The organism is Pseudomonas asplenii, assembly GCF_001293465.1.
Taxonomy (GTDB): Bacteria; Pseudomonadota; Gammaproteobacteria; order Pseudomonadales; family Pseudomonadaceae; genus Aquipseudomonas; species Aquipseudomonas fuscovaginae_B.
The window spans coordinates 1-797 of the sequence record NZ_JSYZ01000075.1; the positions used below are offsets into that span (position 1 = coordinate 1).

At 61.9% G+C, this 797-nt stretch carries 1 protein-coding gene; it reads right to left on the reverse strand.

Annotated elements, in window-relative coordinates:
* Positions 1-10: 10 nt before the first annotated feature.
* Positions 11-754 (reverse strand): GIY-YIG nuclease family protein, encoded by a 744-nt coding sequence (locus PF66_RS31715; RefSeq protein ID WP_054064912.1) that lies wholly within the window; start codon positions 752-754, stop codon positions 11-13.
* Positions 755-797: the final 43 nt, after the last annotated feature.

Sequence of the window (797 nt, forward strand, 5' to 3'; positions counted from 1 at the left end):
AACGGGCGGTTCATAACAGCACCGCCTGGGCGGCATGTGCCGTCGCCGCTGATGGCCGAACGGTGTTGAACCCGGTATCTACCGCCGACAGCGTGTCGACCCAGTAGGCCTCTCGCTGGGTGATGTAGGCCGCCCGGTCCTTGCACTCGTCTGGATAGACGATCACCTCGAGGACCGAGAAGTCCCAGTCGGTGATGTCCGTGCTGCCCAGGGCCGTGTGGAACTTGCACTCGCTGGGCTTGCTCAGGTGTTGCCACCAGCGAAGGGTGAAGGGCTGGGTGGTCTGACCGACGTAGACTCTGCCGGTAGACTTCTGCCGCACCTGGTAGATCACTGGCGGTGATAGCCCTTCGTTGGCCAGGCGGAATTCCGACAGATCGCGGTCACGCGCTGCCTGCTTGCAGGCCTCGGAGCAGTAGTCGGGGCTGTTCGTCTCGGTGTTCGGATCGTTGTACTTGTCGATCAGCTTGAAGACCGTGCCGCACTCTTTACACGGGGTGTCCTCGAAGCGCTTCAGGATGTAGGTGTCGCGCTCGGTCAGTTCCTGGATGTGCAACAGGTAGGCGTGCTGCTCGATGTCCTTCTTTAGCACGCGCACCGGGAACTGGCGTTCGTACAGCTCTTCGATCTGGGCCTTCGCTGCCTTGCGGTCTTCCGCTTCGACCATGCCGCTGAACACTGGCGGCCAGGCCCAGCCGAATTCGTCCTCGTCGTATTGCTGGCGGCCTTTGATCTGATAGTAGAACTTGGTCATGGATGCTCCATGCAGGCGCCGCCCTCGCCGGGCGGCGTTCATC